The organism is Streptomyces sp. HNM0574 (assembly GCF_012726235.1).
Taxonomy (GTDB): Bacteria; Actinomycetota; Actinomycetes; order Streptomycetales; family Streptomycetaceae; genus Streptomyces.
In genome coordinates, this window is the sequence record NZ_JAASAH010000005.1 from 138,660 (window position 1) to 164,745 (window position 26,086).

27 protein-coding genes are annotated in these 26,086 nt (G+C 72.0%); 13 read left to right on the forward strand and 14 right to left on the reverse strand.

The features are described from left to right. Positions 1-74: 74 nt before the first annotated feature. Complete coding sequence (locus HCC30_RS11670; RefSeq protein ID WP_169442384.1) at positions 75-281, reverse strand: DUF2277 domain-containing protein; 207 nt, start codon at positions 279-281, stop codon at positions 75-77. A 223-nt stretch (positions 282-504) separates the two neighbouring features. On the opposite strand from HCC30_RS11670, the gene HCC30_RS11675 reads away from it, so the two are divergent. Further along, a complete protein-coding gene (locus HCC30_RS11675; RefSeq protein ID WP_169442385.1) occupies positions 505-966 on the forward strand; it encodes a cyclic nucleotide-binding domain-containing protein in 462 nt (153 codons plus the stop codon). Positions 967-1,012: 46 nt separating this feature from the next. On the opposite strand, the gene HCC30_RS11680 is transcribed toward HCC30_RS11675, so the two are convergent. Together HCC30_RS11680 and HCC30_RS11685 are read right to left on the reverse strand one after the other, a co-directional pair. Next, positions 1,013-2,086 (reverse strand): rod shape-determining protein, encoded by a 1,074-nt coding sequence (locus HCC30_RS11680; protein ID WP_169442386.1) that lies wholly within the window; start codon positions 2,084-2,086, stop codon positions 1,013-1,015. 174 nt (positions 2,087-2,260) lie between these two features. After that, the gene (locus HCC30_RS11685) at positions 2,261-4,171 is read right to left on the reverse strand and encodes an ABC transporter ATP-binding protein (RefSeq protein WP_169442387.1); all 1,911 of its coding nucleotides are present in this window, start codon (positions 4,169-4,171) and stop codon (positions 2,261-2,263) included. Positions 4,172-4,599: 428 nt separating this feature from the next. Here HCC30_RS11685 and HCC30_RS11690 point away from each other — a divergent pair, with 428 nt between their 5' ends. Next, positions 4,600-4,839 (forward strand): DUF397 domain-containing protein, encoded by a 240-nt coding sequence (locus HCC30_RS11690; RefSeq protein WP_169442388.1) that lies wholly within the window; start codon positions 4,600-4,602, stop codon positions 4,837-4,839. Between the two features lie 70 nt (positions 4,840-4,909). On the opposite strand, the gene HCC30_RS11695 is transcribed toward HCC30_RS11690, so the two are convergent. After that, positions 4,910-5,488: an ATP-binding protein gene (locus tag HCC30_RS11695; RefSeq protein ID WP_169442389.1), complete on the reverse strand. Its 579-nt coding sequence runs from the start codon at positions 5,486-5,488 to the stop codon at positions 4,910-4,912. A gap of 392 nt (positions 5,489-5,880) precedes the next feature. On the opposite strand from HCC30_RS11695, the gene HCC30_RS11700 reads away from it, so the two are divergent. The 5 genes from HCC30_RS11700 (at position 5,881) to HCC30_RS11720 (ending at position 11,847) form a co-directional block, all read left to right on the forward strand. Further along, positions 5,881-6,720, forward strand: coding sequence for a helix-turn-helix transcriptional regulator (locus HCC30_RS11700; RefSeq protein ID WP_169442390.1), 840 nt, complete (start codon positions 5,881-5,883; stop codon positions 6,718-6,720). Positions 6,721-6,826: 106 nt separating this feature from the next. Then, a complete protein-coding gene (locus HCC30_RS11705; RefSeq protein ID WP_169442391.1) occupies positions 6,827-8,284 on the forward strand; it encodes an aldehyde dehydrogenase family protein in 1,458 nt (485 codons plus the stop codon). Between the two features lie 126 nt (positions 8,285-8,410). Then, on the forward strand, positions 8,411-9,028 hold the full coding sequence (locus HCC30_RS11710) for a PadR family transcriptional regulator (protein ID WP_169442392.1): 618 nt from the start codon (positions 8,411-8,413) through the stop codon (positions 9,026-9,028). 86 nt (positions 9,029-9,114) lie between these two features. Next, the gene (locus HCC30_RS11715) at positions 9,115-9,873 is read left to right on the forward strand and encodes a MerR family transcriptional regulator (protein WP_169442393.1); all 759 of its coding nucleotides are present in this window, start codon (positions 9,115-9,117) and stop codon (positions 9,871-9,873) included. Between the two features lie 237 nt (positions 9,874-10,110). Continuing rightward, positions 10,111-11,847, forward strand: coding sequence for a threonine/serine exporter family protein (locus HCC30_RS11720; protein ID WP_169442394.1), 1,737 nt, complete (start codon positions 10,111-10,113; stop codon positions 11,845-11,847). 75 nt (positions 11,848-11,922) lie between these two features. On the opposite strand, the gene HCC30_RS11725 is transcribed toward HCC30_RS11720, so the two are convergent. Then, positions 11,923-12,417 carry an inorganic diphosphatase gene (locus tag HCC30_RS11725; RefSeq protein ID WP_169442395.1) on the reverse strand — a complete coding sequence of 165 codons (495 nt, stop codon included), beginning with the start codon at positions 12,415-12,417 and terminating at the stop codon, positions 11,923-11,925. 86 nt (positions 12,418-12,503) lie between these two features. Here HCC30_RS11725 and dacB point away from each other — a divergent pair, with 86 nt between their 5' ends. The 6 genes from dacB to folE all read left to right on the forward strand — a co-directional run bounded on the left by dacB (position 12,504) and on the right by folE (position 20,310). Continuing rightward, the gene (gene dacB, locus HCC30_RS11730) at positions 12,504-14,102 is read left to right on the forward strand and encodes a D-alanyl-D-alanine carboxypeptidase/D-alanyl-D-alanine-endopeptidase (protein WP_169442396.1); all 1,599 of its coding nucleotides are present in this window, start codon (positions 12,504-12,506) and stop codon (positions 14,100-14,102) included. An 80-nt stretch (positions 14,103-14,182) separates the two neighbouring features. Continuing rightward, positions 14,183-15,310, forward strand: coding sequence for a zinc-dependent metalloprotease (locus HCC30_RS11735; RefSeq protein ID WP_169442397.1), 1,128 nt, complete (start codon positions 14,183-14,185; stop codon positions 15,308-15,310). 283 nt (positions 15,311-15,593) lie between these two features. Beyond that, positions 15,594-16,673 carry a tRNA lysidine(34) synthetase TilS gene (tilS, locus tag HCC30_RS11740; protein WP_169442398.1) on the forward strand — a complete coding sequence of 360 codons (1,080 nt, stop codon included), beginning with the start codon at positions 15,594-15,596 and terminating at the stop codon, positions 16,671-16,673. Between the two features lie 73 nt (positions 16,674-16,746). After that, the gene (gene hpt / locus HCC30_RS11745) at positions 16,747-17,286 is read left to right on the forward strand and encodes a hypoxanthine phosphoribosyltransferase (protein WP_169442567.1); all 540 of its coding nucleotides are present in this window, start codon (positions 16,747-16,749) and stop codon (positions 17,284-17,286) included. Positions 17,287-17,535: 249 nt separating this feature from the next. Further along, a complete protein-coding gene (gene ftsH, locus HCC30_RS11750) occupies positions 17,536-19,569 on the forward strand; it encodes an ATP-dependent zinc metalloprotease FtsH (protein ID WP_169442399.1) in 2,034 nt (677 codons plus the stop codon). Positions 19,570-19,707: 138 nt separating this feature from the next. Continuing rightward, entirely contained in the window at positions 19,708-20,310 is a 603-nt protein-coding gene (folE, locus tag HCC30_RS11755; protein ID WP_169442400.1) for a GTP cyclohydrolase I FolE, read from the forward strand. 118 nt (positions 20,311-20,428) lie between these two features. Here folE and HCC30_RS11760 read toward each other — a convergent pair whose 3' ends face one another. The 9 genes from HCC30_RS11760 to HCC30_RS11795 form a co-directional block, all read right to left on the reverse strand. After that, positions 20,429-20,914 carry a DUF3180 domain-containing protein gene (locus HCC30_RS11760; RefSeq protein ID WP_169442401.1) on the reverse strand — a complete coding sequence of 162 codons (486 nt, stop codon included), beginning with the start codon at positions 20,912-20,914 and terminating at the stop codon, positions 20,429-20,431. Positions 20,915-20,928: 14 nt separating this feature from the next. After that, positions 20,929-21,525 carry a 2-amino-4-hydroxy-6-hydroxymethyldihydropteridine diphosphokinase gene (folK, locus tag HCC30_RS11765; protein ID WP_169442402.1) on the reverse strand — a complete coding sequence of 199 codons (597 nt, stop codon included), beginning with the start codon at positions 21,523-21,525 and terminating at the stop codon, positions 20,929-20,931. Continuing rightward, positions 21,522-21,881, reverse strand: a complete 360-nt coding sequence (folB, locus tag HCC30_RS11770) for a dihydroneopterin aldolase (RefSeq protein WP_169442403.1) — start codon at positions 21,879-21,881, stop codon at positions 21,522-21,524. Before folB ends, folK begins: the two co-directional genes overlap by 4 nt. Positions 21,882-22,244: 363 nt before the next feature. Further along, positions 22,245-22,760 carry a nuclear transport factor 2 family protein gene (locus HCC30_RS11775; protein ID WP_169442404.1) on the reverse strand — a complete coding sequence of 172 codons (516 nt, stop codon included), beginning with the start codon at positions 22,758-22,760 and terminating at the stop codon, positions 22,245-22,247. After that, positions 22,757-23,650, reverse strand: a complete 894-nt coding sequence (gene folP / locus HCC30_RS11780; protein ID WP_206323697.1) for a dihydropteroate synthase — start codon at positions 23,648-23,650, stop codon at positions 22,757-22,759. The genes HCC30_RS11775 and folP overlap by 4 nt, the downstream gene beginning before the upstream one ends. A 65-nt stretch (positions 23,651-23,715) precedes the next feature. After that, positions 23,716-24,123 carry a rhodanese-like domain-containing protein gene (locus HCC30_RS11785; protein WP_169442405.1) on the reverse strand — a complete coding sequence of 136 codons (408 nt, stop codon included), beginning with the start codon at positions 24,121-24,123 and terminating at the stop codon, positions 23,716-23,718. Then, entirely contained in the window at positions 24,123-24,656 is a 534-nt protein-coding gene (locus tag HCC30_RS11790; RefSeq protein WP_169442569.1) for a cysteine dioxygenase, read from the reverse strand. The genes HCC30_RS11785 and HCC30_RS11790 overlap by 1 nt, the downstream gene beginning before the upstream one ends. Positions 24,657-24,746: 90 nt before the next feature. Continuing rightward, positions 24,747-24,839, reverse strand: a complete 93-nt coding sequence (locus HCC30_RS29150) for a putative leader peptide (RefSeq protein WP_346776590.1) — start codon at positions 24,837-24,839, stop codon at positions 24,747-24,749. Positions 24,840-24,895: 56 nt separating this feature from the next. Then, positions 24,896-26,065, reverse strand: coding sequence for a betaine/proline/choline family ABC transporter ATP-binding protein (locus HCC30_RS11795; RefSeq protein WP_169442570.1), 1,170 nt, complete (start codon positions 26,063-26,065; stop codon positions 24,896-24,898). Positions 26,066-26,086: the final 21 nt, after the last annotated feature.

Sequence of the window (26,086 nt, forward strand, 5' to 3'; positions counted from 1 at the left end):
CGCGCGGGGGAAGATCGGTGAGCGTGACCCCCCGGAATCGGGTGGTGACCCGCTCTCGGAGGGGGTGTGCCGGGTCAGCCCTTGACCACGAGTGTGCCGAGCAGTTCTTCCGTCGCGGCCGTCACCTTCTCGACGGCGCGGTCGAATGCCTCGGCGTTGTGCGCCGCCGGCTGCCGGAATCCGGAGATCTTGCGGACGTACTGGAGCGCCGCGGCGCGCATGTCTTCCTCGGTCACCTCCTCCGCGTAGGGCGGGCGGAGTGTCTTGATGCTTCTGCACATGCTGACGACATTACGTCGCCGTCGTCCGGACGTCTTCACGTTCCCGGCGGATTGTCGTTTTTTCCGCCGGGCCGGGGCCGTCTCTCCGGCCGTGGAATCCCGGTTTGCCTTCGGTGCGGATTTCCCCCTGGCGCGGTTGTCGTTTCCGCAGGTCCCGGGGTGTTTTCGGATGCGGTCGCCCGGTCCGCCGGTGCGGGGTAACGTCGCGGGAAGGAGGCGCCTCATGCGTACGATGACGGGCTTTTTCGGTGTGCTTCCCGCAGGTCACAGCGAACGGCTCCGGGAACTGGGCCGCGAGGCCGCCTTTCCCGTGGGCACCAGAATCTTCGAGGAGGGCATGACGGCCGACCGGTTCTGGGTGCTGCGCACCGGATCGGTCTCGCTCGACATGCGGGTCCCGGGGCGCCGCGCCGTCGTGACCGACGAGCTCGGCCAGGGCGAACTGCTCGGCTGGTCCTGGCTGTTCGCGCCGTACGTCTGGCGGCTGGGGGCCGAGGCGTCGAGCCCGGTGCGGGCGCTGGAGTTCGACGCGGCGCCGGTGCGGCGGCTGTGCGCGGAGGACCACGAGCTGGGTCACGCGCTGACGCACGCCGTCGCCGTCGTCATCGGCCAGCGTCTCCAGCGCACCCGCACCCGGCTGCTCGACGTCTTCGGCCCCGGCGGCGAGATCCCGGACGGGCCGTAGCGGCCCGCCGGGACCCGGCCGCGGACCCGGACCCGCGCCCGCTCGGTCACGGGACGGAGAGGCGCATCGGCTCGACCTTGCCCTCGACCAGCGCGGCCAGCCCGTTCACCGGGCAGAGCGCGGGGTCCTCGGGGGTGTGCACCGTCATGCCGGTGTCGGCGCGCAGCTGGTCGGCCAGGCCGGGGAGCTGCGCGCTGCCGCCGGTCAGCACCATGCCGCGCTCGGCGAGGTCGGCGACGAGGTCGGGCGGGCAGTTGTGCAGCACCGAGCGGATGGTGTCCAGCAGCCCGGTCAGCGGGGTACGGGCCGCGGCCCGCATGTCGGCCGGGTTGACGCGTACGGTCCTGGCCAGGCCGGTGACGACGTCCCGGCCGCAGACCTCGGTGGTGAGGTCCCCGCCGGCGCCGAAGCCCCCGTCGGTGCGTCCCGCGCCCGCGACGGCCTCGGCCGGGTACTCGTTCAGGGCCACGTGCAGCGGCCGCACCGAGTGGCTGAGCAGCAGCAACTCGTGCTCGTTGCGCAGGTGTTGGACGACGGCGTTGTGCACGGTGTCGCCGCCGAGCGGGACCGTGGCAGCGGACACGATCGAGCCCAGCGAGAGCACCGCGATCTGCGTGGTCGTCGCCCCGCAGACCAGGATCATCGTCGCCTCGGGCTGCTCGACGGGGAGCCCGGCGCCGAGCCCGGCGGCGGTCGGCGCGTCGACGAGCTCGACGCTCTTCGCGCCGACCCCGGTGAGGGTCTCGACGGCGGCGCGGCGGGCCAGCGGGTCCGCGTTGTGCGGCACGGTGACGGCGGCCCGCAGCATCGGGCCGCGGCGCAGCCAGGCGCGGCGCACCCGCGCGCCGACCAGCGCACGCAGCATCCGGCGGGCCATGTCGATGTCGACCACGGTGCCGTTGCTGACCGGCCGCACGACGCGGATGTGCCGGGGCGTCCGGCCGTCCATGCGTTCGGCGGCGCTGCCGACGGCCATCAGCGCGCCGGAGTAGGTGTTCACGGCGACGGCGGAGGGTTCGTCGACGACGAGGCCCTTCTCCTTGATGTGCACGCGAGTGCGGGAGGAGCCGAGGTCGACGGCGACGGAGCAGCGGCGCAGGTGGTCCAGGGGGTGGCTCACGGTGGATCCGGTCCTTCCCGGTGGGGCGTTTTCTGGGAGCAGGCGGACCGCGTGCGGCAGCCTTGCTCTTCACCCTGGGCGCGCCGCCGGGGCCCCGCCCGCCGGAGTGGTCCGTACGGGCGAGGCCCCGGGAGACCGCACGAGGTCCGGGCGTGCGGCCCGGGCGTGGCGGCCTCAACTCCCGGCGGGGGCCGGGTCGATGGCCCCGTCGGAGCCCGTGGCGCGGGACTCGCTGAACTGGGTGCGGTGCAGTTCCTCGTACCGTCCGCCGAGCGCGAGGAGTTCGTGGTGCGTACCGCGTTCGACGATCCGGCCCTCCTCCAGGACGAGGATCTGGTCGGCGGCCCGGACGGTCGAGAGCCGGTGGGCGATCACCACGGAGGTGCGGCCCTGGAGGGCCTCGGTCAGCGCCTCCTGGACGGCGGCCTCCGAGGTGGTGTCGAGGTGTGCGGTGGCCTCGTCGAGGATGACGACCTGGGGCTGGGCCAGCAGCAGCCGGGCGATGGTCAGCCGCTGCCGTTCGCCGCCGGAGAGCCGGTAGCCGCGCTCGCCGACGAGAGTGTCCAGGCCGTCCGGCAGCGAGGCGACGAGGCCGTCCAGGCGGGCCCGGCGCAGCGCGTCCCAGACCTCCTCGTCGGTGGCCTCGGGGCGGGGCAGCAGCAGGTTGGCGCGGATGGTGTCGTGGAAGAGGTGGCCGTCCTGGGTGACCATGCCGAGGGTGCGGCGCAGCGAGGACGCGGTGAGGTCGCGGACGTCGGTGCCGCCGACCCGGACGGTGCCGGTGTCCGCGTCGTACAGCCGCGGTGCAAGGGAGGCGATGGTGGACTTGCCGGCGCCGGAGGAGCCGACGAGGGCGATCATCTGGCCCGGCTCGGCGCGGAAGCTGACGTCGTGCAGCACCTGTTCGCCGCCCCGGGTGTCGAGCGTGGCGACCTCCTCCAGGGAGGCGAGGGAGACCTTGTCGGCCGAGGGGTAGCCGAAGCCGACGCCGTCGAACTCGACCGAGACCGGGCCCTCCTGGACCTTCCGCGCGTCCGGCTTCTCCTCGATCAGCGGCTTCAGGTCGAGCACCTCGAAGACCCGCTGGAAGCTGACCAGCGCGCTCATCACCTCGACGCGGGCGCTGGCCAGCGCGGTGAGCGGCGCGTACAGGCGGGTGAGCAGCAGCGCGAGGGAGACGACCGCGCCCGGGTCGAGGCTGCCGCGCAGCGCGTACATGCCGCCGACGCCGTAGACGACGGCGAGCGCGAGCGCCGAGGCGAGGGTGAGCAGCGTGATGAAGACGTGCTGCACCATGGCCGTGCGGACGCCCAAGTCGCGGACGCGGCCGGCCCGTTCGGCAAAGGCGGAGGACTCTTCCTCCGGGCGGCCGAACAGCTTGACGAGGGTGGCGCCGGGCGCCGAGAACCGCTCGGTCATCTGGGTGCTCATCACGGCGTTGTGGTTGGCCCGTTCGCGCTCCAGGCGGGCGAGCCGGGTGCCCATGCGGCGGGCCGGGAGGACGAACAGCGGCAGCAGGACGAGCGCGACGAGCGTGATCTGCCACGAGAGCTGGAGCATCACGACGAAGGTGAGCAGCAGCGTCACGGCATTGCTGACGACCTCGGACAGCGTGCTGCTGAAGGCCCGTTGGGCACCGATCACGTCGTTGTTGAGGCGGCTGACGAGCGCGCCGGTGCGGGTGCGGGTGAAGAAGGCGACCGGCATCCGCTGCACGTGGTCGTAGACGGCGCGGCGCAGGTCGAGGATCAGCCCCTCGCCGATCCGCGCGGACAGCCAGCGGGTGACGATCCCGGCGCCCGCCTCGGCGACCGCGATGGCGGCGATCAGCCCGGCCAGCGAGAGGACCGTGGACAGCGGCGCACCGGCGACGATCGCGTCCACGACGCGGCCGGCGAGCAGCGGCGTCGCGACGGTGAAGACGGCGAGGACGCTGCTGAAGGCCAGGAAGGCGAGCACCGCCCGGTGGTGGCGGTGGGCGAATCGGTAGATGCGGGCGACGGCTGCGCGGGAGAAGGGGCGCTGGTCCTCCTGGGCGTGCAAGGAGTTGTACAGCGCGTTCCACGCGGTCATCTCCATACTCATGGCGGTCTCCTTGACGGTCGGCGCTCGGCTTCCTGGGCGCTTCGGTGTCCTGGAGAACGACGGTAGAAGTTGAATCAAGCTTCAAGTCAAGAGCTGTGCGGAGGGAACTCGCGTACGGACCGGGATCCTCGGAGGGCCGCCGTGCGTCCCACCTTCGGATCCCGCGGCCGGCCCCCGCGAGAGTGCGAGGGACGGATTCCGTGGCCGGGTGTTGTGACCGCTGCCGCGGGGCACGCGGAAGCAAACCGGGTGTAGTGAGCAGGCGGCAGTCCGCAACCCCGTTTGACCGGGTGTGATGGCCGGTGCACGCGCCGTCGTGCACGTGCATCTTCACATGCATTGGCACGTGAACACAGTTATGATCCAGGGCAGTTGACAGTTTCACCACTGTTCGTCCCACCCCCACTGCTCTACCCCGGGAGATCCAAGTGCCCCACGCGTACAACGGGATGGATGCCAGGGACCTCCACGGGGTCCAGTGGCACAAGAGCCGGCACAGCAACTCCCAGGGCACATGCGTGGAATTCGCGAAGCTGCCGGGCGGGGACATCGCGGTACGGAATTCGCGGTTCCCGGACAGCCCGGCGCTGGTGTACACGCCGGCGGAGATGGAAGCGATGCTTCTCGGCGCGAAGGACGGGGAGTTCGACCACCTCATACGTGAGTAGTACGAGGGTGCGTCCGGGTTCTCGTGCGGTTCCCCGCGCCCCTTGCGGGGCGCGGGGTCGCGGGGTGGCCTCAAGCCGAAGCGAGGCGGAAGCGGGCCCAGACGATTTTGCCCTGCTGGGTGCCCGAGAGCGGGTGCCAGCCCCAGCTGTCGCTGAACGCCTGGACGAGGTGCAGGCCGCGGCCCGACTCGGCGGTGAAGTCCGGCAGTCCGGCCAGATCGCAGTCGTCCGGCGCGTCGAACTCGTCGAGCACGTCCAGCAGGCCCGCCTCCTCGCCGCGGCCGCCCTTCGCCGGGGGCTCGGGCGCCTCGCCGCTCGGGTCGCGGACGGCGCAGACCAGCCGCGTCGACCAGCACATCAGGTGCAGCCGCACCGGCTGGCCGGACTCGGCTGCGCAGTGCGGCCCGGTGCCGGGCAGGCCGTGCCGGAGCGCGTTGGTGACCAGCTCGGAGACGACCAGCGCGATGGTGTCGAACTCCTGCTCAAGCCTCCAGCGGCGGAGCGTCTCGCGGGTGAAGTCCCGTGCTCCCCTGACCGCCTCGTACCGGGGCGGCAGCGCGCACGAGGCGGAGCCGGAACCGGAGACCGGGTCGTGGGAGGGGAGCCCCTGCCATAAGGGCTGAAGCACGGTCGATCCTTCGGTCCCCATGACGAGCCACTCCTGGCGTTACGCGGCAGATGATCCCTGGTGCGGATCCGGTCGGCTGTACTCCCCGCTGTTCTCACGTGCGGTCGTTCCACGTGTCACCCATGCGTCCCCCGTGCCGTCAACTCGCTTGACACGGAGTGCACTTGTGCGATGCCCATGGTTCCCAATGCTCACGGCAGATGCAAGGGCAGATGCACGTGCACGACCGACTTTCGATCGTCCGTAACCGCCCGGGCACGCAACGGAGCGCGGAGATGGCACACTGCCCTTCAAGCAGGCGCGGAGGGCTCATAGGAATGAATGCAAAACCGGCAAGAGGTGCGACGGGGAGTACCGGCGGCCCGACCGGGGCGAGCGCCCCGAACGGGACGAACGGCTCGTCGAGCGGCTCCATGGTGCGCCGCATCCTCCTCGGCTCCCAGCTCCGGCGGCTCCGCGAGGAGTGCGGCGTCACCCGGGAGGCGGCCGGGTATTCCATCCGCGCCTCCGAGTCCAAGATCAGCCGGATGGAGCTGGGGCGGGTGAGCTTCAAGGCGCGCGACGTCGAGGACCTGCTCACCCTGTACGGCGTCACCGACGAGACGGACCGGGAGCCGCTGCTCGGCCTCGCCCGCGAGTCCAGCATCGCGGGCTGGTGGCACAACTACAGCGATGTGCTTCCCGGTTGGTTCCAGACATACGTCGGCCTGGAGGGTGCCGCCTCGCGGATCAACACCTACGAGGTCCAGTTCGTGCACGGCCTGCTCCAGACCGAGGACTACGCGCGCGCCGTCGTCACCGCGGGCCACCGCACCGAGATCGCCGACGAGGAGGTCGAGCGCCGCGTCGCCCTGCGCAAGGAGCGGCAGCAGATGCTGCTCGGCGAGAGCGCGCCCCGGCTGCTGTGCGTGCTCGACGAGGCGGCGCTGCGCCGCCCGTTCGGCAGCCGCGCCATCATGGACGCGCAGCTCGCGCACCTCGCCGAGATCTCCGAGCAGCCGAACGTCACGGTCCGCGTCGTCCCCTTCGAGCTGGGCGGCCACCCGGCCGAGAGTGGCGCCTTCACGCTGCTGCGCTTCCCCGAGTCGGACCTGAACGACGTGGTGTACCTGGAGCAGCTCACCAGCGCGCTCTACCTCGACAAGAAGGACGAAGTCGCGCAGTACGCGCAGGTGCTGGACGGACTGGTCGAGAACAGCCTGGACCCGTCGGCATCGCGTCAACATCTCCACAGAATCCGCCAACTCGCCTGACACGTACGTAGGATGACGTGCCATCAGTACGAATTCCGTACCGGGCGGCCCGCTCACGGTGCCGTGCGATACGCGTTCGGCCCTTCCAGCCCCCAGAAGGAATGGCATGTCCTACTTCACGGACCTGGCTCTCTGCTGCATCGACGGTGAATGGCGTCCGGGCAGCGGATCCTGGGACATCATCGACTTCAACCCGTACAACGGGGAGAAGCTGGCCTCCATCACCGTCGCCACCGCCGACGAGGTCGACCTGGCCTACCGCGCGGCGGAGCGCGCCCAGCGACCCTGGGCCGGGACGAACCCCTACGCGCGGCGCCGGGTCCTCGAACGTGCGATACGCGTGATCGAGGACAGCGAGCAGGAGATCACCGAGGCGATCATCGCCGAGCTCGGCGGCACCCGTACGAAGGCCGCGTTCGAGCTGGAGCTCGCCAAGGAGTTCCTGCGCGAGTCGATCCAGCTGGCGCTGCGCGCCTCGGGCCGGATCGCGCCGTCCCCGGTCGACGGCAAGGAGAACCGGGTCTACCGCGAGCCCGTCGGCGTCGTCGGCGTCGTCTCGCCGTTCAACTTCCCGTTCCTGCTGTCGCTGAAGTCCGTGGCCCCGGCGCTGGCGCTGGGCAACGCCGTGGTGCTCAAGCCGCACCAGAACACCCCGGTGTGCGGCGGCACCCTGGTCGCGAAGATCTTCGAGGACGCGGGCCTGCCCGCCGGGCTGCTGAACGTCGTCGTCACCGACATCGCCGAGATCGGGGACGCGCTGATCGAGCACCCCGTGCCGAAGGTCATCTCCTTCACCGGCTCGGACAAGGTCGGCCGGCACGTCGCGACCGTCGCCGCCGGGCAGTTCAAGCGTGCCGTGCTCGAACTCGGCGGCAACAGCGCCCTGTTGGTGCTGGACGACGCCGACCTGGACTACGCCGTCGACGCCGCCGTCTTCAGCCGCTTCATCCACCAGGGCCAGGTGTGCATGGCGGCGAACCGGATCGTGGTGGACCGGAGCGTGGCCGAGGCCTTCACCGAGAAGTTCGTCGCCAAGGTCGCCTCGCTCCGCACCGGCGACCCCGCCGACCCGGCCACCCACATCGGCCCGCTGATCAACGCGGCCCAGGCCGAGAACGTCTCCGCCGTCGTCGAGCAGCTCGTCGCCGCGGGCGCCACCGCCCTGCTGCGCGGCGGCGTCGAGGGCAACGTCGTCTCCCCGAGCGTCCTCACCGGCATCCCCGAGGACGCGGCGGCGCTGCGCGAGGAGATCTTCGGCCCCGTCGCGCTGCTGATCCCCGTCGACGGCGAGGACGAGGCGGTACGCGTCGCCAACGACACCCCGTACGGCCTCTCCGGCGCCGTGCACTGCGCCGACGTCGAGCGGGGCGTGCGGGTGGCCCGGCGGATCGAGAGCGGCATGGTGCACGTCAACGACGGGACGGTGGCCGACGAGCCGATCGTGCCCTTCGGCGGTGAGAAGCGCTCGGGCCTGGGCCGGCTGAACGGCGAGGAGATGGTCGAGGCCTTCACCACCACGAAGTGGATCTCCGTCCAGCACGGCCGCTCGGTCTTCCCCTTCTGAGACTCCCCGTTCCGGGTTCCCGTCGGAGCCCGGAACGCCGCCGATCCCGCTGGTCAAAGTTGAACAGCGGCCCCGGATAGGCTGGCGGGAGACGCACACCCGGCGCGGAAGGAGACGTGCGCGGCGATGTCGGCGATCCGGCTGCTGGTCCTGGGGGCCGTACGGCAGCACGGCCTGGCCCACGGCTACATGGTCCGCAACGACCTGGAGTTCTGGGGCGCCCACGAGTGGTCGAACGCCAAGCCCGGCTCGATCTACCACGCCCTCAAACAGCTCGCCAAGCAAGGACTCCTGCTCGCCCACGAGACCGCGCCCAGCACCGCGGGCGGCCCGCCCCGCACCCAGTACGAGCTGACCGCGGCCGGCGAGGCCGAGTTCATGAAGCTGCTCCGGCACGCGCTGACCGACATCGACGAGAAGCCGGACGTCCTCACCTCCGCCGTCGGCTTCCTCGTCGACCTCGACCGGGCCGAGGCCGTCGCGCTGCTCCGCGAGCGCGTCGCCAAGCTGGAGTCCTGGCGCGAGGAGGTCACCGAGCACTGGACGCCGGACGGCTCCACGCCCGAGGAGTGGGGGCACATCGGCGAGATCATGAAGCTGTGGGTGCACACCTCCGACAGCGGCGCGGAGTGGGCCCGTTCGCTGATCGCCCGCCTGGAGGCCGGCCACTACGTGATGGCGGGCGAGGGCAGCCGCCAGGCCGACGTCCTCCCCGAGGGGACCCCCAACCCGTACGCCCGCTAGCCCGGGCTTGCACCTCACGCCACGTGAGGGAGCACCGTGGAGAACCGGTCCGCACGGCAGGCGTGCGGACGGGGAAGGAGGCGGACGTGGGCCACACCGTCGGCCAGGTCGCCGGATACACCGGTGTCACGGTGCGCACCCTGCACCACTACGACGAGATCGGGCTGCTCAGCCCCGGCGAGCGCAGCGCGGCGGGACACCGCCGTTATTGCGACGCCGACCTGGACCGGCTCCAGCAGATCCTCTTCTACCGGGAACTCGGCTTCCCTCTCGACGAGATCGCCGTACTGCTCGACGACCCGGGAGCCGACCCGCAGGAGCACCTGCGCAGGCAGCACGCGCTGCTCTCCGGCCGGATCGACCGGCTGCGGGAGATGGCCGACGCCGTCCAACGAGCCATGGAGGCACGGAAGATGGGCATCACACTCACCCCCGAGGAGAAGTTCGAGGTCTTCGGCGACTTCGACCCCGACGCCTACGCGGAGGAGACCGAGCGCCGCTGGGGCGGCACGGAGGCGTACCGGGAGTCGCAGCGCAGGACCGCCGGATACACCAAGGAGGACTGGAAGCGCTTCACCACCGAGTTCGAGGCGATCCACCGCGCCGTCGCCGACGCGATGGCACGCGGCGCAGCACCGGACTCGGCGGAGGTGATGGACCTCGCGGAGGAGCACCGCCGCTTCATCGACCGCACCAGCTACTCCTGCGACCACGCGATGCACGTCTGCCTCGGCGACATGTACGTCGCGGACACCCGCTTCACCGCCACCTACGACACGATCCGCCCCGGCCTGGCCGCCTACCTCCGCGACGCCATCACGGCCAACGCCCGGCGCCAGGGCTGAGGTCGGATCTCCGGGCGCTGAACGGGCGCCGGGCACGAACCGGCGTGCACGCCCGCCGTACGGCTGATCGGGAGCCGGTTGGGGGCCGCTGAGCACGGGCCGCCGCACGTCGCAGCTCGTACGACCTTATCCTGCGGAAGGAGGAACCGGACGAGGTCGTTCCAGCGTGCAGAACATGGCACGTGACAGCACGTGCGGCGAGGCCGCGGACGCGGCGCAAGAGGAGAGTTCACAGAAGTGGTCGGGGAGCCTGAACGCAACAGCCGGTCGACCGGCTCGGGCAAGGGCGAGGGCGAGGAGCCCGAGGACGCCAAGCCCGTGTCCGACGAGGCCCACAGCGCGTTCACGCCACCGCTCGGGGTGCCGATGCCGCCGACACCGGAGGAGGAGCACCCGACCTCCGAATTCTCCGTCCCCGAAGGGCTCCTGACGTCCCCTCCGGACGAGCCCGAGGACCACATCACCTCCGAGTTCACCCTCCCCGAGGGCCTGACGACGAAGGCCGCGCAGGAGTACGCCAGCGCCTTCACCCCGCCCGAGGGCATCCCGCGGATCTCCCTGGTCAAGCCGGGTTCGCCGTGGCAGGACCGGATGCGCACGATGATCCGGATGCCGCTCGCCGAGCGCCCGGCCCCGGAACGCGTCGCCAAGGGCGAGGACGCCGAGAGCGGCCCGCCCGTGCCCCGCGTCCTCGACCTGACGCTCCGCATCGGCGAACTGCTGCTCGCGGGCGGGGAGGGTGCCGAGGACGTCGAGGCCGCGATGTTCGGCGTCGCGCACGCCTACGGCCTCGACCGCTGCGAGCCGACCGTCACCTTCACCCTGCTGTCCATCACCCACCAGCCCTCGCTGGTCGACGACCCGGTCACGCTCGGCCGGACGGTACGCCGCCGCGGCACCGACTACACGCGGCTGGCCGCCGTCTTCCGGCTCGTCGACGACATCACCAAGGGCGACGTCTCGCTGGAGGAGGCGTACCGCCGCCTCGCCGCCATACGGCGGAACCGGCACCCGTACCCGAAGGGCGCCCTGACGATCGCCAGCGGCGCGCTCTCCGGCGCGGCCTCGCTGCTCGTCGGCGGCGACGCGCTCGTCTTCGTCCTCGCCGCGCTCGGTGCGATGCTCGGCGACCGGCTCGCCTGGCTGTCGGCCGGGCGCGGACTGCCGGAGTTCTACCAGTTCGTGGCCGCCGCGATGCCGCCGGCCGCGATAGGGGTCACCGTCGCGCTGACCTACCCGGGAGGCTCCTCGCAGCTGAAGGCGGCGGCCGTCATCACCGGTGGCCTCTTCGCGCTGATCCCCGGACGGGCCCTGGTCGCGGCGGTCCACGACGGCCTGACGGGCTTCTACATCACCGCGGCCGCACGGCTGCTGGAGGTCGTCTACCTGATCGTCGGCATCGTCTGCGGCGTGCTGATGGTGCTGTACGTCGGCTCCGAGATCGGCGCCGAGCTGATCCCCGACCGGGTGGACCGGGTGGACCGCCCCGAGACCCAGATCCTCGCCGCGATGCTGCTGGCCCTGGCCTTCTGCGTGATGCTCCAGCAGGAACGTCACACGGTGCTGCTGGCGACCCTCAACGGCGGTGTCGCCTGGGTCGTCTTCGGGGTGCTGACGATGAAGGACGTCGAGATCGACCCCGTCGCCGCGACGGTCTGCGCCGCCGGACTCGTGGGCCTGTTCGGGCAATTGTTCTCGCGCTACCAGTTCCAGTCGTCACTGCCGTACATCACGGCGGCCATCGGCCCGCTGCTGCCCGGTAGCGCGACGTACTTCGGGCTGCTGAACATCGCGCAGGGCCACGTCGACAAGGGCATGGGCTTCCTCTCCCAGGCCGTCGCGCTCGCGCTGGCCATCGCCATCGGCGTCAACCTCGGCGGCGAGCTGGCCCGGCTGTTCATCAAGTCGCCCAGCGAGGAACTCCCGCTGCCGCTCCCCGGCCGCCGCGCCGCCAAGCGCACCCGCGGCTTCTGAGCGCACCCGCCGCACGTACGAGAGGGCGCGTCCCGGAAAACCGGGACGCGCCCTCTCGCGTGCGCTCGCGGGGTCTCAGTGACCGCCGCCGCTGGCCTCCAGGCGCTTCACGGACGCCTCGACCTCGGCCTCGGCGTCGGCACGGCCGACCCAGTCGGCGCCCTCGACGGACTTGCCGGGCTCCAGGTCCTTGTACACCTCGAAGAAGTGCTGGATCTCCAGCCGGTCGAACTCGCTGACGTGGTGGATGTCCCGCATGTGCTCCATGCGCGGGTCGGAGGAGGGGACGCAGAGCAGCTTGTCGTCGCCGCCGGCCTCGTCCGTCATCCGGAACATGCCGATCGCGCGGCACTTGATGATGCAACCGGGGAACGTCGGCTCCTCCAGCAGGACCAGCGCGTCGAGCGGGTCGCCGTCCTCTCCGAGAGTGTTGTCGACGAAGCCGTAGTCAGCCGGGTACACGGTCGACGTGAAGAGGTGACGGTCGAGCCGGATCCGGCCGGTCTCGTGATCCACCTCGTACTTGTTCCGCGAACCCTTCGGGATCTCGATAACGACGTCGAACTCCAAGGGAGGCTCCTTAAGTGATCAGCCCATGTATCTGGTGATTAAGTGTCCCCCACGTACGTACACGCTCGCGAAAGGGGCTGCTCGAGGTGCGTGACATCGCAGCACAGGTGCGTGACACCGCGGCCCGGGCGCAGCGCGCGTGCCGGGCTGTCGCCCGGAAGTCCGCGGAACCGGCCCGGCAGCGCTGGCGGACCGCTACGCCGCACGAGCGGCAGACCGTGAGGCTGTCGGCGGGTTCCGCAGCCCTGGGCCTCGTGGTCGCGGTCTCGGCGGTTGCCGCGAGCGGACCGTGGGACTCGGGCCAGCGTACGGCCGAGCGCGCGCGGGCGGTCGCCCAGGAGCACGGGAGTGGCCAGAAGCACACCGGCGACGACAGCCCCGAGCACGCCCCGCGCGTCCTGGCGGCCCTCGGGCAGGGCAAGGGTGACGGAGCGGACGGAGCGGACGGTTCCGGCAGTGCGGACGGCGGGCGGGGCTCCGGCTCGGCCGGGGCCGTGCCGCCGCCCACCGCCTCGGCGCTCGCCGACGTCATGGAGCCGCTGCTGGACGACAAGGGCCTGGGCAAGGTCCGCACGGCCTCGGTCGTGGACGTGGCGGCGGGCAAGGAGATCTACCGCGCCGACCCCGGCAAGGCCGTCACCCCCGCCTCGACCATCAAGATCGCGACGGCCGTCGCCGCGCTCTCCGCACGCGGCGAGGACCACCGCCTCAGCACCCGCGTCCTGCGCGAGGGCGACCGCGTCGTCCTCGTCGGCGGCGGCGACCCCACGCTGGACGACGAGGACCTCGGCAAGCTCGCCGAGCGCACCGCGGACGCCCTGCGCGGGAGCGGCACGAAGAAGGTCTCGCTCGGCTACGACACCTCGCTGTTCACCGGCCCCGAACGCCACCCCATCGGCCCGAACGACAACCTCGCCCCCGTCACCGCGCTGATGTCCGGCCAGGGCCGCCAGGGCGACGGCGAGGGGCACGCCCCCTCGCCCCGCGTCGACGACCCGGCCGCCGACGCGGCGAAGACCTTCGGCGACCGGCTGGAGGACCAGGGCCTCGACGTCGACGGCGACCCGGAGAAGGCCGACGGCAAGAAGGGCGGGAAGGGCGAGGAGCTGGCCGTGCACCGCTCGGAGCCGCTGTCCCGCCTGGTCGAGGAGATGCTGACGCACAGCGACAACGACATCGCCGAGGCCCTCGCCCGCCAAGCCGCGCTCGGCAGCGGCGAACCCGCCAGCTTCAAGGGCGCCGCCACCGCGATCGAGCGTCAGCTCGGCAAACTCCAACTCCCCCTCAAGGGTGCCGAGTTCCACGACGGCAGCGGACTCAGCCGGGACGACAGGGTCACCGCCTCGCTGCTCACCCGCCTGCTCACCACCGCCGCCGACCCGGACCGCCCCGGACTCCGCAGCGTCCTCACCGGCCTGCCCGTCGCCCGCTTCACCGGCACCCTCGACAAGCGGTACGAGGACGAGCGCGACCGCGCCGGCGCCGGCCTCGTCCGCGCCAAGACCGGCACCCTGACCGGTGTGAACTCGCTGGCCGGAACGGTCGTGGACGCCGACGGCCGGCTGCTCGTCTTCGCCTTCGCCACCAGCGGCACCACCGACCGCGACGGCGCCCAGGACGCCCTGGACCGGATGGCCTCCGCGCTCGCCAACTGCGGCTGCCGCGAGTCGCCCGCGCACGGCTGACGCCCGACGGGGCCTCCTCCTGGCGTGCCTCGTGCGGCCGTCTCCTCCCGTACGGCCCGGTCGGCACGTACCGTGAACTCATGACGAGCCTCGGTGGTGTGGACATGGTCGACTGGAATCTCGCGGTCGCGACCGCGACCCGGCTCGTGCGCCCGGGCCCGGAGGTGAGCCGCGACGAGGCGCGCGCGATCGTCGGCGAACTGCGGCGGCACGCGGTGGTGTCCGAGGAGCACGTACGCGGCTTCACCCGCCTCGCCCCCGAGCGCCCGGAGACGGGCGACACCCCCGTCCTCGTCGTCGACCGCCCCGGCTGGATCCGCGCGAACGTCGCGGGCTTCCGCGAACTGCTCAGCCCGCTGCTGGAGAAGATGGGCGAGCGCCGGACGAACCTGCCGGGCGGCTCCGTGCTCGGCGCGGTCGGCGGCAAGGTCACCGGCGTCGAGGTCGGCATGCTGCTGTCCTTCCTCGCCTCCCGCGTCCTCGGCCAGTACGAGACCTTCGCGCCCGCGACGCGTGAACTGCCCGGCGCCCCCGACGGCGGCGGCCGGCTGCTGCTCGTCGCGCCGAACATCGTGCACGTCGAGCGGGAACTGGACGTCGACCCGCACGACTTCCGGCTGTGGGTCTGCCTGCACGAGGAGACGCACCGCACCCAGTTCACCGCCGTCCCCTGGCTGCGCGACCACCTGGAAGGCGAGATCCAGACCTTCCTCTCCGAGACCGAGGTCGACCCGGGGACGCTGCTGGAGCGGCTCCGCGAGGCCGCCCAGTCCCTCGCCGGCGGCGGCGAGGCGGGCGAGGAGCGGGAGGAGCGCGGCAGCTTCGTCGAACTCGTCCAGACCCCGGCCCAGCGCGAGATCCTCGGCCGCCTCACCGCCGTGATGTCCCTGCTGGAGGGTCACGCGGACTACGTGATGGACGGCGTCGGCCCGTCCGTCGTCCCCTCCGTCACCGAGATCCGGGAGAAGTTCAGCAAGCGCCGGGCCTCCGGCGCCGGGCGGCTCGACCAGGCGCTGCGCAAGCTCCTCGGCCTCGACGCGAAGCTGCGCCAGTACCGCGACGGCGAGCGCTTCGTCCGGGCGGTGGTGGACCAGGTCGGCATGGACGGCTTCAACCGGGTGTGGACCTCGCCCAACACCCTGCCGACGAAGGCGGAGATCGCGAAGCCCGCCGACTGGATCGCGAGGGTGCACAGCAAACCCGAGTGAGCACCCGGGCCGTACGGGCACACGGCCCAGCGGAACCCGCCCCCGTACCGCGTCCCTGAGTGCCCCGGAGCCGGGTCGTGGAGGCCGTGGGGCGGGTGTGGCGGGAGGCGATGCGGGAGGATGCACAGCAGGACGTGCGCTGACCACTGATGGCGGCCCCAATCACCCGTCCGAGGGACCGAGATCGCCGGGTACGCGTGCGATGCTCGGGGAACGCCGTCCATCTCTGTCACCATCGACGCACTCAGCGTGACAAGACTCCCTTCGAGGAAGTGAATCGGACATGGGTCCCCATCCCGCGGTCGCCGCGATACGCCTGGCGGTCCGCCGCGTTCTCCACGACGTGCTCAGCGAGCACGCCGGCACCGGCAGCACCCCGCTGGTGCTCGTCGCCTGCTCCGGCGGCGCCGACTCCATGGCGCTCGCCTCCGCTCTCGCCTTCGAGGCCCCCCGGCTCGGCGTCCGCGCCGGAGGCGTCACCGTCGATCACGGCCTCCAGGCCGGTTCCGACGTCCGTGCCCGCGAGGTCGCCGCCCGGATGACCGCCCTCCGCCTCGACCCCGTCGAAGCCGTGAGCGTCACCGTCGGCCGGACGAACACCGGGCCCGAGGCAGCGGCCCGCGACGCGCGGTACGCCGCACTCGACGAAACCGCCAAGCGGCACGGCGCAGCCGTCGTCCTGCTCGGCCACACCCGCGACGACCAGGCCGAAACGGTGCTGCTCGGGCTCGCCCGCGGCTCCGGCACCCGCTCGCTCTCCGGCATGGCCGCCGTCTCCGGGCCGCAGGGGCGCTACCGCCGCCCGTTCCTCGGCGTGGAGCGGCAGACCACCCGCAAGGCGTGCATGGTCCAGTCGCTGCCCGTCTGGGACGACCCGCACAACGCCGACCCCGTCTTCACCCGCTCCCGCGTCCGCCACGAGGCCCTGCCCACCCTGGAGAAAGCTCTCGGCAAGGGCGTCGTCGAGGCGCTGGCCCGCACCGCGAGTCTCTCCCGCGACGACGCGGACGCCCTCGACGCCTGGGCCGTCGAGGCCGAACGGACCGTCCGCACCGACGAACCCGGCCTCCGCGGCGGGCCCGAGGACCTGCAGACCTGCGAGCTCGACGCCGTCCGGCTGTACGCGCTGCCGCCCGCGGTGCGCCGTCGCGTGCTGCGCCGCGCGGCCATCGCCGCCGGGGCGCCGGCCGGTTCGCTCTTCGCGCGGCACATCGAGGAAGTGGACCGGCTGGTGACCGCCTGGCGCGGCCAGCGGGCCATCAACCTGCCCGGGATGGTGGAGGCCAGAAGGCAGGGTGGCAAACTGGTCATCCGGCATGGCTCACCGACGGCCTCCCCGGCAGCCCCGCCCGCCCGACGCTGACGGCGCGGCGCCGCCCCGGCCCCGGTGGCTTCACGAACCTCGAGCGAGAGCGGCGCGGGTGGACGAGAAAGACATGGGCACCGACCTCAAGTCGGTGCTCATCACCAAGGAAGAGATCGACGCGAAGCTGGCCGAGCTGGCCGCCAAGATCGACGAGGAGTACGCGGGCCAGGAGATCCTGCTCGTCGGAGTCCTCAAGGGCGCGGTCATGGTGATGGCCGACCTGGCGCGCGCGGTGTCCACCCCGGCCACCATGGACTGGATGGCGGTGTCCTCCTACGGCGCCGGAACCCAGTCGTCCGGGGTGGTGCGCATCCTCAAGGACCTGGACACCGACATCAAGGGCAAGCACGTCCTGATCGTCGAGGACATCATCGACTCCGGTCTGACGCTGTCCTGGCTGCTGTCCAACCTCGGCTCCCGCGAGCCCGCCTCGCTCAACGTCTGCACCCTGCTGCGCAAGCCGGAGGCGGCGAAGGTCGAACTCGACGTGAAGTGGGTCGGTTTCGACATCCCGAACGAGTTCGTCGTCGGCTACGGCCTCGACTACGCGGAGAAGTACCGGAATCTCCCGTTCGTCGGCACTCTCGCCCCCCACGTGTACGGCGGCTGACCGCCGCGCGGCTGACGCACCCTTAGCGGGCGTGGGAGCCTAGGGGGGATGCGGTGATCACCGGGGTGCCGAGGCGCCGGATGGTGGGTGCCGCGTCGGGAACACAGCCTCCGCGCGCTCCGTTGGGCAGGCGAGGGGGTTTACTGTCCGTCCCCGGCGGCCCGATGGGCCCATGCTGGGGTACGGTCCGAAGGTCAGGCTTTTCAACTCACTGTGGCAGGAGGGACGGGGCGCACGCGCTCCGTATGGATGGACGTGAAGCGATACTTCCGCGGGCCGGTCATGTGGATCGTGCTGGCCGTCCTTGCCGTGGTCGTGTTGATGCAGGTCGTCGGCTCGTCCGGCGGCTACAAGACGGTGGACACCGGTCAGGTCGTCAAGGCGATCGACGAGAACAAGGTGGACTCCGCCGAGCTGACGACCGGCGATGAGCAGACGATCAAGATCAAGCTCAAGAACGGTGCCAAGGTCGCCGAGGCCGACAAGGTCAAGGCGAGCTACATCGACGACCAGGGCTTCGAGCTCGCCAAGAAGCTCCAGAGCAAGTACGAGAGTGGCGACGACACTCTCAAGGGCGGTTACACGGTCGCGCCGCAGTCGCAGAACCCGTTCGTCGGGATGCTGCTCTCGCTGCTGCCGTTCGTGCTGATCATCGTCGTGTTCCTGTTCCTGATGAATCAGATGCAGGGCGGCGGCTCCCGGGTCATGCAGTTCGGGAAGTCCAAGGCCAAGCTGATCACCAAGGACACGCCGAAGACGACCTTCAGCGACGTCGCCGGGTCCGACGAGGCCTGCGAAGAGCTGGTGGAGATCAAGGAGTTCCTCCAGGAGCCCGCCAAGTTCCAGGCCGTCGGCGCCAAGATCCCCAAGGGTGTGCTGCTGTACGGCCCGCCCGGTACGGGCAAGACGCTGCTGGCGCGTGCCGTCGCCGGTGAGGCCGGGGTGCCGTTCTACTCGATCTCCGGCTCCGACTTCGTCGAGATGTTCGTGGGTGTCGGCGCCTCCCGCGTCCGTGACCTCTTCGAGCAGGCCAAGGCGAACGCCCCGGCGATCGTCTTCGTCGACGAGATCGACGCCGTCGGCCGCCACCGCGGCGCCGGCATGGGCGGCGGTCACGACGAGCGCGAGCAGACGCTCAACCAGCTGCTCGTCGAGATGGACGGCTTCGACGTGAAGGGCGGCGTCATCCTGATCGCCGCCACGAACCGCCCGGACATCCTCGACCCGGCGCTGCTGCGCCCCGGCCGTTTCGACCGGCAGATTGCCGTCGACCGTCCGGACATGCAGGGCCGGCAGGAGATCCTCCAGGTGCACCAGAAGGGCAAGCCGATGGCGCCCGACGTGGACCTGGGCGCGGTCGCCCGCCGTACGCCCGGCTTCACCGGTGCCGACCTGAGCAACGTGCTCAACGAGGCGGCGCTGCTGACCGCGCGCGGGGACCAGAAGCTGATCGACAACAAGTCGCTGGACGAGGCGATCGACCGCGTCGTGGCCGGACCGCAGAAGCGGACCCGGATCATGAGCGACAAGGAGAAGAAGATCACCGCGTACCACGAGGGCGGACACGCCCTGGTCGCGGCGGCTTCGCCGAACTCCGACCCGGTCCACAAGATCACGATCCTGTCCCGGGGCCGTGCGCTCGGCTACACGATGGTGCTGCCGGACGAGGACAAGTACTCGACCACACGCAACGAGATGCTCGACCAGCTCGCGTACATGCTGGGCGGGCGCGCGGCCGAGGAGCTCGTCTTCCACGACCCGACGACGGGCGCGGCCAACGACATCGAGAAGGCGACCGCGACGGCGCGCGCGATGGTCACGCAGTACGGCATGACCGAGCGGCTCGGGGCGATCAAGTTCGGCTCCGACCAGTCCGAGCCCTTCCTGGGCAAGGAGATGGCCCACCAGCGCGACTACTCCGAGGAGGTCGCCGGGCTGGTGGACGAGGAGGTCAAGAAGCTGATCGAGACGGCGCACAACGAAGCCTGGGAAATCCTGGTGGAGAACCGCGACGTCCTCGACAACCTCGTCCTCGCGCTGCTGGAGAAGGAGACGCTGGGCAAGGAGGAGATCGCCGAGATCTTCGCCCCCGTCGTCAAGCGTCCGGCCCGCCCGGCCTGGACGGGCTCCGCGCGGCGCACGCCGTCGACCCGTCCTCCGGTCTCGGCGCCGGTGCTCGCCAACGGCAACGGCTCCACCCCGTCGCTGGAGAAGGGCGGCAAGGAGATCGGGCCGCGGGACTCGGACGCCATCGTCGAGCCCGCCGATCCGACGGAGAGCTGAGCACGCGGTGGCGGGGCCGGTGAGTCCCGCCGCAGCGTGACCGGCGTCACCGGCCACGGAATGTTCGCCGCGCCCCTCGGGTTCTACCCTGAGGGGCGCGGCATTTTTGCTGCACATGTTCGAGGAGCGAGGCAGAAGATGACCGACCCGGTGACGCTGGACGGCCAGGGCGCGATAGGCGAGTTCGACGAGAAGCGCGCCGAGAACGCGGTCCGCGAACTCCTCTACGCGGTCGGCGAGGACCCCGACCGTGAGGGGCTGCTGGAGACGCCGGCCCGGGTGGCCCGCGCGTACAAGGAGATCTTCGGCGGCCTGCAGCAGCAGCCGGAGGACGTGCTCACCACCACGTTCGACCTCGGGCACGACGAGATGGTGCTGGTCAAGGACATCGAGGTGTACTCCACCTGCGAGCACCACCTCGTGCCGTTCCACGGTGTGGCGCACGTCGGGTACATCCCGTCCGCCTCCGGGAAGATCACCGGACTGTCCAAGCTGGCCCGGCTCGTGGACGTCTACGCCCGGCGCCCGCAGGTGCAGGAGCGGCTGACGACGCAGGTCGCGGACTCGCTGATGCGGATTCTGGAGCCGCGCGGGGTGATCGTCGTCGTCGAGTGCGAGCACATGTGCATGTCGATGCGGGGGATTCGGAAGCCGGGGGCGAAGACGCTCACGTCCGCGGTGCGCGGTCAGCTGCGGGACGCGGCCACCCGGTCCGAGGCGATGAGTCTGATTCTGCGCTGAGGGGTTCCCGCCACTTCCGTGCGTCGCCGGGTGCGGGTGCGTCGTGGCGGGTTGCGCAGTTCCCCGCGCCCCTTTTTCGCGCAGTTCCCCGCGCCCCTTGTCGGGGCGCGGGGTTTGTTTATGCGGGGGTGGCCGAGGGGCCGTTTTCGTCGTCCTCGGGGAGGCGGCAGGTGCGCTGGAGGAAGAGCGCGGCCGCGATGACGCCGATGCCGGCCAGTACGGACAGGCCCGCGTACACCACCTGCTGGGTGCGCAGCGGTGCCTGGGTGGCCTGGATCAGCAGGAAGACGCCGGTGCCCGCGTACACCCCGGAGACCAGGGCCGCGACGAGGGCGCTGGCCTGGCCGAGGAGGACGGCGCGGGCCGCCATCATCGGTTCGACGCCCTTCGCACCCGCCTCCCGCCGGCGCTGGGCCTTCAGCCGCGAGCGCAGCGAGAGCGCGGTGGCGAGCAGGACGACGGCGATGATCGCGAGGACGACGGGTGCGGCGACGGGCACGCTGGGCAGGCTGCCCAGCGCGTCCCACAGCCGGGCGCCGGCCCAGGCCAGCACCCCGGCGACGGCGAAGACCCCCGCCAGGACGCGGATTCTCAGTTCCTTCACGGGGCTCCCAACGCCTAATCGGGCAGGCTGAGTTCCAGGTCGGCGCGTACGGCGACGCCCTCGCGGCCCACGGACTCCAGCAGCTCGGTGACCGCGCCGCGGCCGGGGAGCTCGGCGCCGGGGTCGACGTCGTGCCAGGGGGCGAGGACGAAGGCCCGCTCGTGCGCGCGGGGGTGCGGGAGGGTGAGGGACGGGTCGTCGGAGACGACGTCCTGGTAGGAGACGATGTCGACGTCGATGGTGCGCGGGCCCCAGCGCTCGTCGCGCACCCGCTCCAGGGCGTCCTCGACGGCCTGGCCGCGCTCCAGCAGGGAGGCGGGGGGCAGGGTCGTCTTCACGACCACCACGACGTTGAAGTACGAGGGCTGGGTCTCCGGGTCGACTCCCCAGGGCTCGGTCTCGTAGACCGGGGAGACGGCCTTGACCCGCAGGCCGGGGGTGTCCGCGAGCGCGTCGATGGCGCTCTGCAGGGTCTCCCGGCGGTTGCCGAGGTTGCTGCCGAGGGACAGCACGGCGCGCTTCGGGTTGTGCAGGGTGGAATCCGCCGCGTCGACCTGGTGCACCACCGAAGCGGGCACCGGCTGGACGGTCGGGTCACTGTTCGGCGTCATGCACGGCTCCGCTTGATGGTGATGGTCACGTCGTCGAAGGGGACGGTGATCGGTGCTTCCGGCTTGTGCACGACCACCTCGACCTCCGCCACGGCCGCGTGGGCGAGGCAGGTGTCGGCGATGCGCTGGGCGAGCGTCTCGATCAGATCGACGGGTTCTCCGCTGACGACCGACACGATCTCCTCGGCCACGATGCCGTAGTGCACCGTTCTGGCGAGATCGTCGCCCTCGGCGGCGGGGCGGGTGTCGACGCCCATGTCGACGTCCACGACGAAGGTCTGGCCCTCTTCGCGTTCGTGTTCGAAGACGCCGTGATGCCCGCGGGCCCGCAACCCGTGCAGCGCGACACGGTCCACGTGTATCACTCCCGTCCCTCGTCGTCGGACGGCCGCCGGGGCGGCTGTCGGTTCGGCTGTCAGCTGGATGTGCGCACGCGCGCGCCGCGCGCGTGCCCGGTCGAATGTACCTGCGAGCGGGGACAGCCCACGCCCGCGGGGCCGGTCGGAGGGGAACCGTGCCGGTCATGGCGGATTCTTCCGACTCCTCCGGTGCCACCGGGAGACCCCGCCGGCGCCGTGTCACCGGTGTCCGGTGACGTCTCACCGCCTCCCGGCCCGTCGCGCGCCTACCCGACAGCGTTTCCGGGCACGCACGCATTCCGGGGCTTGCCTCCATCGAGTGCCGCCGGCGGCACCGCACTGACCCCCGGTGCTGACGGGTCAGAAGACGGTGTCGTTCTGGCCGCCGTCCTCCTCGTCGGGCCCGTCCCCGTCGCCCTCGTCGTCCTGCTCGACGAGGACGGGGGAGCCGTGGTGGGACCACAGCTTCCAGGCGCCGTCCGGGACGCGGCGGAAGACGTTGGTGGCCACCACGAGGCCGCCCACCAGCGGCCCCGCGGAACCGTCCGCCTCGGCCGGGCCGCCGCTGAGGATGTTCTCGGTGCAGGTCACGAGCGCGGTGTCGCCGAGGACCGAGACCTCGACGTCGGTCAGGAAGAACTGGATGTAGTCGGTGCCGGCCATGATCAGCGCGTAGCTGCGCATCACCTCGCCGCGTCCGGTGAGCACCGGCCAGCCCGGGTGGACGGCGCTGACGTCGGCGTCGTCGGCCGCCGAGCCGTCGTCGGGGCCGAGCCACAGGCGTTCCATGGTGTCGAGGTCGCCGTGTTCCAGGGCGTCGTAGAGCGCGGTGTTGGCGGCCTCGACGGCTTCGGCGTCGGTTCGGGCGCCGCTCACCCGGCGCGCCGCCCCTCGCCCGCCGAGTCCGCGCCCGCCCGCTCGACGGCGTGGGCGACGCGGACGGCGTCGGCGCTCGCGCGTACCTCGTGCACCCGCACGGCCCAGGCGCCCTCGCGGGCGGACAGCGCGGTGATGGCGGCCGTCGCGGCGTCGCGCTCGCGGGCCGGGGGGACGGGGGCGTCGGGGCGTTCGGCCAGGACGCGGCCGAGGAAGCGCTTGCGGGAGGCGGCCACCAGCAGCGGGCGGCCGAGTTCGGTGCGCAGCCGTCCGAGGTCGGCCATGAGCGCGAGGTCGTGCTCGGCCTGCTTGGCGAAGCCGAGGCCCGGGTCTATGACGATCCGCTCCGGGTCGACGCCGCCCGCGACGGCGCGTTCGAAGCTCTCCCGCAGCTCGGCCACGACCTCGCCGGTGACGTCGGAGTAGACGGCCCGGTTGTTCATGTCGATCGACTGGCCGCGCCAGTGCATGACGACGAACGGTGACCCGGCCGCGGCGACGGCGGGCACCATCGCCGGGTCGGCCAGGCCGCCGCTGACGTCGTTGACCAGCACCGCGCCCTGCGCGAGCGCGCGCTCCGCGACGCCGGCGCGCATCGTGTCCACGCTGACGACGACGCCCTCGGCCGCGAGGCCGCGCACGACGGGCAGCACCCGCCGCAGCTCCTCCGCCTCGCTGACCCGCGGGGCCCCGGGGCGGGTGGACTCGCCGCCGACGTCGACCAGGTCGGCGCCCTGGGCGACGAGATCGAGCCCGTGTTTGATCGCGGACTCGGGGTCGAACCACTGGCCGCCGTCGGAGAAGGAGTCGGGGGTGACGTTCACGACCCCCATGACGGCACAGCGGCCCCAATCGGGCAGTCCGGACACCTGGCCACGCGATGCACTCATGCCCCCAGCGTAGGCGGTAGGGCGCGGGCGCGGCCGGGCTCGTCGGGCGGGCGCTTACGCCCTGGTCACGGGGGTTCCGGCGGGGTGACGGGGAGGCCGGCCGCGCGCCAGGCGCGGAAGCCGCCGTCAAGGTCGGCGACGTGTTCCAGGCCGAGGGACCGGAGGGAGCGGGCGGCGAGGCTGGACGCGTAGCCCTCGGCGCAGACCAGCACGACGGGCCGGCCCGGGCCGGTGGCCTCGGGGGAGCGGTGCGGGCAGGTGGGGTCGAGCCGCCACTCCAGCTCGTTCCGCTCGACGACCAGGGCGCCGGGGATGGTCCCGTCCCGCTCGCGCAGGGCCGCGTACCGGATGTCGACCAGCAGGGCGCCCGCGTCCCGCGCGGCCGCGGCGCGCTCGGGGGAGAGCCGCTCCAGGCCGTCGCGGGCCCGCGCGAGGGCGAGGTCGACGCGGCTGGGGGTGTCCGGGGTGCTCATCACCACTCCTCGGGGCGCTCGGTCTGTTCGAGCCGCAGGACGTCCCCGCTGCGGCTGTAGCGGCGCATCAGCGGCAGCGGCGGGTAGTAGGCGTGCACCGAAACGGCGTGCCGCGCCGTGGAGTTGAGGACCTGGTGCACGTGGTGCGGGCCGAAGGCGCGGCCGCGGCCCGGCGTCAGCAGGCGCTGCCGGTCGACGCCCTCGGCCAGTTCCAGGGTGCGCCACCCCTCGGTGGGGATGCGGGCGGCGAGCGCGTCCTCGGTGAGCAGGCCGGACGCGGTGACGAAGGCGCCGTGCGAGCCGCCGTGGTCGTGCCAGCCGGTGCCCGTCCCCGGGGGCCAGCCGATGAGCCAGGCCTCGCTGCCGCCCGGCCCGTCGAGGCGGAGCCAGGTGCGGCCGTCGGAGTCGAGGGGGAGGGAGGCGACGAGCGCCGCGTCGGCGGCGGCCGCGCGGGCGAAGGCCAGCAACCCGGCCCGGGTGGGGGCGTGTTCGCGGTCCGAAGCGGAAGCGGAAGCGGAGGTGGCTGAGGTGATGGGAACCGTCCCGGGTGCGATCGCGGAACCCGTACGCCGGGGCGCACGGCGCAGGCGCGCCGGAAGCGGCGTACGGGGAAAGGGAGTTGATCAGCGAGAGCGGGACGGGCGACACACGCAGCCCGCGTAGCGGAGCAGGTCCAGGTGGACCCTCCGCCAGGGGTGGAGCGCGGTGCCGGTCATGCGGCGGAGTAGAGCACGGGCCCGCTCCGCCGGTCAACGGGGCGTCCCCGGAGCGCTCAGGAGCCGGGGACGGTCTCCAGCCGGACCTCCTCGCGCTGCACCTCGCGCCGGTCGGCGTCGATCGAGCGGCGCAGCGCCTCGTGCAGCCTGGCGGGGGTGAGGACGCCGACGAAGCGGTCGTCCTCGTCCAGCACCGCGATCCAGCCCGCGTCGTGCTGGAGCATCGTGCTGAACGCCTGCTTGAGCGGCGCGCCCAGCGGAAGCCACGCCTCCATCCGCCGCGCGCGGTCCCGTACGGAACCCGAAGCGGAATCCGTGCCCGGTTCGGCGTCCGCCGCGACCCAGCCGTGCAGCGCGTCCGCGTCGTCGAGGACGACGGCCCAGCGGGCGCCCGCCGCGCGGACGCGCTCCAGCTGCGGCGCGAGCCGGTCGTCGAGGTGGACGACGGGGGGCGCCTCCAGGTCGCCGCGTTCGATGGGGGTGACGGACAGCCGCTTCAGGCCGCGGTCGGCGCCGACGAAGTCGGCCACGTACGGCGTCGCGGGGGCGCCGAGGACCTGCGCGGGTGGCGCGAACTGTTCGATGCGGCCGTGCCCGTAGACGGCGATGCGGTCGCCGAGGCGTACCGCCTCCTCGATGTCGTGGGTGACGAAGAGGACCGTCTTGTGCAGCGAGGTCTGGAGCGCGCGGAACTCGCCGAGCAGGCGCTCGCGGGTGACCGGGTCGACGGCGCCGAACGGCTCGTCCATCAAGAGCACCGGCGGGTCGGCGGCGAGCGCGCGGGCCACGCCGACGCGCTGCCGCTGGCCGCCGCTGAGCTGGTCCGGGTAGCGGTCGCCGTACCGGGACGGGTCGAGGCCGACGAGGTCGAGCAGTTCGGCGGCGCGGGCCCGGCGTTCGGCCTTCGGCCAGCCCAGCAGGTGCGGCACGGTCGCGGTGTTGTCCAGCACCGTCCGGTGCGGGAAGAGGCCGACCTGCTGGATCACGTAGCCGATCCGGCGGCGGAGTTCGACGGGGTCGACGCCGGAGATGTCCTCGCCGTCGAGCAGAATCCGCCCCGAGGTCGGTTCGATGAGGCGGTTGACCATCTTCATCGTGGTCGTCTTGCCGCAGCCGGACGGGCCGACGAGCGTGACGAGTTCGCCCTCGGCGACGTCCAGCGACAGGTCGTCCACGGCGGTCGTGCCGTCCGGGTAGCGCTTGGTGACGTGCTCGAAGCGGATCATGTCGCCCATTCTCGTCTCCCC